Here is a 5,926-nt window from a genome sequence, read left to right on the forward strand (position 1 = left end):
CGGCTTCTGCCATCCGATTTCCCGCCATTCTCGACCGTGCAGAAGTACTTCTATCGCTGGCGCGATGAAGGATTGCTTCATACCATCAACAACACGCTTGTGATGCTGGCGCGTGAGCAGGCTGACAGGCAGCCCAGTCCAACGGCTGGCGTCATCGACAGCCAGTCAGTTAAAGCCACGGAAAGTGGCGGAATACGGGGCTTTGACGCGGGCAAGAGGATTAACGGACGCAAGCGTCACATTGTCGTTGATACCCTTGGCTTGCTGGTAGGGCTCATGGTGCATTCTGCTGGCATTCAGGACAGGGACGGCGCTCGGGAAGTCCTGGTATCCATCCTCAAACGGTGGCCGTGGTTACGGCATATCTTTGCTGACGGCGGATATGCAGGACCAAAGCTCAGGGGCTGTCTGGAAAAGGTCGGAAAGTTTACACTGGAAATCGTCAAGCGGACCGATCATGCCAAAGGTTTCAAATTGCTCCCGCGCAGATGGGTTGTTGAGCGAACATTTGCATGGCTGGGAAGGTGTCGCAGATTGGCCAGAGACTTCGAGAAAACGATCGCTTCTTCCGAAGCGTGGATCTACATCGCAAACATCCGCTTCCTCACACGCCGTATCGCAAGAGCCTGATATCGTTACATTCATTATGATTCAGGCTCCTATTGCAAAGCAATTCCCCTAAACCGTGCACCAAGAATTATATCACCAACGACTAAGCCTACGAGCCATCTGCCACTAACTTAAAGCAGCCGTGATGCGCGTCCACTACGTCGCTTGGCATTGTTGTAATAATCGGACGCCTGCTGCACGGAACGATGGCGGGATTGTTCCATGGCTTCAGGCAGGGGAATACCACGATTGGCCGCTTCGGTGAGATAGCCGGAGCGCAGGCCGTGGGCGGAGAACTCTGTGGCATCAAGGCCCGCCATCTGCGCGCGCTGTTTGACGATTCGGTTGACGGCGCTGGGTTCCAATGCCCGCACCGACACATTGCCCCAGCGATCAACTTTTCGAAACACGCTGCCCTTGTCGATTTTTGCTGCTTCCAGCCAGCGGGTGAGGTCTTCGACGGGTCGACCGGTCATATAGACGATTTCATCGTGATCGGCGCCACTGGTTTTGGTGCGACCGAGATGAATGCCGAGCGAAGGGAGGGGAGAGCCGTCCTCATCGGTGACAGGCACCTGTTTGACAAGCTGTTCTACGCGCAAGCCAGCGACTTCGCTGCGACGCCGCCCGCCTGAGGCAAAGGCTACCATCAGCATGGCCCGGTCGCGAAGCGCGGTGAGATCCTCGCCGGAACAGGTTGCCAGCAGCTTGCCCAGAATATCGCCGGTAATGGCATTGGCACTCTTGCGGCTGCGCGGCCGGTTCAGGGCGCGCACCGCAAGCCGGATGGCCGACTTGACGGAAGGCGATGAAAACGATCCTTCCAGACCGCGCCAGCGGGTCAGCGTCGACCAGTTGGCGAGACGGCGGCGGACGGTCGCCGGCGCATGTGGACCCGACACGCGCAAAAATCCGCCTCGACGCAATTCCTCTTCCACGCCGGCTGGCATACCATGATCGGGTTCGATCTCGCGTTGCTGCGGCCGCCACAAATGATGGGCGATGAATTTCAGGAGCAGGGCTTCGGGCGCCGGGAAGGGGAGCGGACTACCGGTTGCGGCCATCGACCAGGCTTCTAGATAGACCAGATCCGAGGTTAGCGCGCGCAGCGTGTTTTCGCCTATGCCTTCATGGACCAGATGGCGCAGCGTCTCGACATCCTCATCGGTCAAAATGCCCGCCAGCATGTCGCGCCTGTTCATCGGCAGGACAGCGGCGATTGTATCTAAAGTCTCGGTGCGTTTTTCAATCGAACCTGACGACGACCTGTTCATTTCTGCAGTCCGTTCTCGTCATATAGTTCATCGCGGTCCGAAATCTGGTGCGTGTTTGCAGGCCTTCCCTTAAGCGCCAGCGCCCAGACTCCATCCCATGTGCCCTGGCCGTCCTGCGAAAGTGGCAAGATCGCGGCAATAGGATCGCCAGTTCGACAGACGACAACCTCGTCATCGCGCAAAACGAAGTCAATCAGTTCGTCAAATCGCTCCGCTGCCTCGGCAATGTCCACGAATACCTTCACCGCCACTCCCCTTACCAGACGCGCTCATGCAGAATGGCGTCGAACGCCAGATCCGTCGAGATGAAAGTGCAGTGCTCAAGCCGCGCCTGAGCGGCAAGAATCCGGTCCCACGGATCGCGATGTTCCCAATCAAAATTCGCTGCAAGTTCGGCATGCAGATCGGTGATGGCTAGTGTTTGCAGGCCGCTTTCCGTGACGGCTGCCCGCAGTTCCTGGGGCTTGAGATCAAGCTTGTTCAGGCGCATCTTGTTGTCGAGCTCATAGAACGTGACCGCACTGACGAGGATAGCATTTGCCTTATCCTCGATCAGCGATCGTGCCTTCGTGGACAGGCGATCACTACCGATTGTCCACCAGTAGACGGCGTGGCTGTCGAGCAGGATTTTCATTGCGTGTTTTAGCTATTGTTGGATTTGCCTTGCCAGACGCCGGTATCATCATTCCAGTCTCCGGCATCGATCGCCGCCTGCTCTGCATCAACTGTATCGAACAGGTTGTCGGGCAGGCCACGATGGCGCAACAAGCCAAAAGGGCGCTTGCCACCGTCCGCTGCTGGACCGATGCGGGCGTAAACTTCGTTGCCACGCATGATGACGATCTCTTCGCCCTGGTTGGCGCGATCAAGGACTTCGGCGAAATTCTTGCGGGCTTCGCTGATCTTGTAGCTTGTCTGGGGCATCGGGACCTCCGAAATTGGTCGTACGCCATTGATACCATTGTTTTACAGCATGTACAAGTGGGTCGTACATGTCTCCTCCGATAACCTATACTTATCGTGGGTGAATCGTACAGAAAAATGCCGTCACAGTAACGAAAGCAAAAGCGATACTCGGTTTCGTATTGGAATATTTATTCAGTATATTGAGCATGTTGGTCTATCAAGTGCGGTTGATATTCAGCGTGAAGTTCGGGTAAGCGGGGCAAATTCGGTGGCAGTGTCGAACGCGTAGGCAATCTCGGCAGACCCGATGCGCGCTGCTGTACTGATCTTGCGAGCGGTCAGCGTTCCTGGTTCGAAAGGGGAGGGGAGTGTTCAGGCCCGCGCCGCGATCAATGTCGCGAGCGGCGGGATCGGCTCCGGACTGCCGATCTCCTCTTAACCTGCGCTCTGATGGGGTCAGTTTGGGCTGGGGACGGAAACGTACGTTCTCATGAGCGATTTAGGTTTTCCGGACGCGTTTAGACTACCCCATATACTCTGTCATGATTGTTCTCCATTGGTGATGGGCTCGGCGTCCTGTCGAGTGCCCATATGCCATCTTATTGGGGAACAACCGCCTCCCAAAATCCTCATAGGATCCAGAGGGCACCGCTCCCGCGATTACACCATGTGGATGCCCGCTCGGCGGCATCAATGTGCCTACGCCAAACTGTCCCCCCAAACGCCGGGGCTATACATCTAAATCACCTGAATATTGCGGGCAACCCATTGCCGCTTGCGGGCTAAGTTTATAATGATAAAAACGCTCAAGTTTTAATTGCAGGCGTCTGGTGGGAAATTATTTAAAGTACTTTTCTTTTATATCCATTGGCCTATTCAGTATCCCCGCGCTTTCTGAGGAAGTTAAAAGCAACGATGCTATAATAATCGACGACTTCAGGCCAAAAACGCGACGATTTTCACTGTCATTCGGCGCTGACTACGGTTATTATACCAATAAATCCTTATCGCTTTCATTTGTGAAAGCGGGATCGCTAGGCGTCGGCGAAGTTATATTGCCACTTTCCGTCGACCAGGGGACGAAAAAGCACGTTGCCACATTCTCACTTGGCGCATCTACTAGTCTAACCGAGAGCCTGACTGTCCGTGCGAAGATACGGGGACGAGCAAGTAAATCTGCGGTAACCCATTACGGTATTGAAACAGAAAGCGATACGGATTTCCGCGCAGGCGAGATTTCTGTCGGCGCTAGTTACAATATTGCTGGCTTCTCTAAATGGCCGTCGTTAACTGCATTTGCTGACTACAGCGCCCTACAAAATAATGACGGGCACTTACGAATAGGCCGATCCTTTTCGATAGGTGCGTCCGCCAGTATTTTGGATGATCCTTTATTGTATTCCTTTTCGCTGGCATACGCCCGTATCGGGGGCGACGAGTATACCAAATTCCAGAATTTAGACGGTAACTTCCTTATTTTTTCTCCTAGCTTAGGCTTTGCTGTCAACGACTTAACTACGTTGTCGGGCGGAATGTCCGCCGCAATAGCGGCAACCAAAGAAAATAGCCCACATTCAAATCAAGACTTCAGTGCGATGGCATTCTTTGGCGTAGCCCACAAACTTTCCAATGACAGGCTGTTGAATGTGAACTTTCGACACGGACTGGCTGACGACAACAGCTTCGGGGTCGGAACCGACATTACTCAACGCTTTTGAGGAAGCCCGCATGAAAAGCCTCTTTCACAGCCTGATCATCTTAGCTGCGTTTATTCCCACAACGGTGAATTCCGCGTCCACTATTAAGAAGTTGACTGAACAGGATTACCGGCAGCTTGAGCTTTTCGGCAAGGTATTGGAAAAGCAACAAGGCTTTCGTCCCTTGTCTGACGCTGAGGCTGCGCATGTTAAGGGGAAAAACCCCATGATGATCGTTGCTTTTGCAGCCGGAGCCGGTGCCGCCGGAGTCGATGCGATCTGGCAGTATACGGCAACAGGGCAAGTTAATTATTGGGAAGTTGGCGCCACTTTCTCAAGTACGTTTTTTGGTACATTGACAGGCGGGGCCGCTATCCCGGCATTAGGTGAAGCAGGCGCTGCCGCTCTTAGCGGAGGTGTAGGCGTAGTCACTTATAACTTAACAAACCAATTGCAAACGAATGGTATGGCTGTAGCGGATGCAATGGCACGGACGGCGTTGGGCACAGCTTGTAACGGCTGTCATGACTATTAAGGGCTACTGGATCGCCCCAGTGATTTGGCTAGTGGTAGTCATGACTGCTGCGGGTGACGATTTCATTTCGGCCCATAAAACATTCATGCAGAAAAATTGGAAGCAGGGTCGTGATAGGCGAGTTTCGAAGCAATTATTTGACACATCCTGCGGAGCGGCTTCGGTGGTTAATATCCTCAAAGAGTATTTTCATTTTGGTACCAACGAAATGAAGGTTATGCAGGCGATGCATGTCGGCAAATCGACCTACAGTATGTTGGATTTGAGCAAGGCTGTACGAGCGTTAGGTTTCGAAACAACAGTGTTTGCAGCGCCCTATGACACTTTGAAATTAATAAAATCTCCGGTGATCATTCATTTTAACGATACCCGAGATGGGCATTTTGTAGTGCTGAGAAGTATCTCGGATAACTACATCCTTGTCTCTGATCCTGCTTGGGGATTACGCAGATTTACCCAACAACAATTTATTGCTCGATGGTCCAGTGCAGATGACATGGTGCGGGCGATGGCAATCACAGGTAGAACACGCAAACAAGACAATACGTATTTTGGGGGAAGCATGCCAGAAGATCAGCGCTTCTACCACGATAAAATTAACCCCGATTGGAGATAAGTCAGATGATCGACAACAACTTAAGATTTACCATTATTCTGGGTATCTCTAGCATAATAGCATTTTCCGTAGCAAAGGCTTCTCAATTAATTTTCAGTATGGGCGTTTTCGGTTTTTCGGTTACGATGTTCATTTCATTTTTTGTGTCGTGCAAGATTATTAATCGGCTGCCGATCGGCAAGCATTAGGTGTTTGGTCCCAGCATGTGATGGTGTAGAATTGTCACCGACACAGCGGAGGGAGCTATGGGCCAAATTCTCCACGGCAGCGCCAAGACCACGCACGCCAT

Annotated in this window: 8 protein-coding genes; 4 read left to right on the forward strand and 4 right to left on the reverse strand. The window is 52.8% G+C overall.

The window, feature by feature from the left end:
• Positions 1-630 (forward strand): IS5 family transposase (locus tag ACTJKP_RS22645; protein WP_440632260.1); only part of this gene is annotated, 630 nt, incomplete at its 5' end.
• Between the two features lie 110 nt (positions 631-740).
• On the opposite strand, the gene ACTJKP_RS22650 is transcribed toward ACTJKP_RS22645, so the two are convergent.
• Genes ACTJKP_RS22650 through ACTJKP_RS22665 form a run of 4 tightly spaced genes read right to left on the reverse strand, consistent with a single transcriptional unit; the run spans position 741 to position 2,807 of the window.
• Complete coding sequence (locus ACTJKP_RS22650; RefSeq protein WP_440632261.1) at positions 741-1,883, reverse strand: site-specific integrase; 1,143 nt, start codon at positions 1,881-1,883, stop codon at positions 741-743.
• Positions 1,880-2,128, reverse strand: coding sequence for a type II toxin-antitoxin system Phd/YefM family antitoxin (locus ACTJKP_RS22655; RefSeq protein ID WP_440632262.1), 249 nt, complete (start codon positions 2,126-2,128; stop codon positions 1,880-1,882). Before ACTJKP_RS22655 ends, ACTJKP_RS22650 begins: the two co-directional genes overlap by 4 nt.
• An 11-nt stretch (positions 2,129-2,139) precedes the next feature.
• Positions 2,140-2,517, reverse strand: coding sequence for a type II toxin-antitoxin system VapC family toxin (locus tag ACTJKP_RS22660; RefSeq protein WP_006469785.1), 378 nt, complete (start codon positions 2,515-2,517; stop codon positions 2,140-2,142).
• Positions 2,518-2,525: 8 nt separating this feature from the next.
• Positions 2,526-2,807, reverse strand: coding sequence for a type II toxin-antitoxin system Phd/YefM family antitoxin (locus ACTJKP_RS22665; protein WP_440632263.1), 282 nt, complete (start codon positions 2,805-2,807; stop codon positions 2,526-2,528).
• An 812-nt stretch (positions 2,808-3,619) separates the two neighbouring features.
• On the opposite strand from ACTJKP_RS22665, the gene ACTJKP_RS22670 reads away from it, so the two are divergent.
• The 3 genes from ACTJKP_RS22670 to ACTJKP_RS22680 are packed head-to-tail and all read left to right on the forward strand — an operon-like array spanning position 3,620 to position 5,637.
• Complete coding sequence (locus ACTJKP_RS22670; RefSeq protein WP_440632264.1) at positions 3,620-4,507, forward strand: hypothetical protein; 888 nt, start codon at positions 3,620-3,622, stop codon at positions 4,505-4,507.
• Between the two features lie 10 nt (positions 4,508-4,517).
• Positions 4,518-5,021 (forward strand): hypothetical protein, encoded by a 504-nt coding sequence (locus ACTJKP_RS22675; RefSeq protein ID WP_440632265.1) that lies wholly within the window; start codon positions 4,518-4,520, stop codon positions 5,019-5,021.
• A 40-nt stretch (positions 5,022-5,061) separates the two neighbouring features.
• Entirely contained in the window at positions 5,062-5,637 is a 576-nt protein-coding gene (locus tag ACTJKP_RS22680) for a C39 family peptidase (protein WP_440632266.1), read from the forward strand.
• The last annotated feature ends 289 nt before the right edge of the window (positions 5,638-5,926 follow it).

The organism is Brucella sp. 22210 (assembly GCF_052045675.1).
Taxonomy (GTDB): Bacteria; Pseudomonadota; Alphaproteobacteria; order Rhizobiales; family Rhizobiaceae; genus Brucella.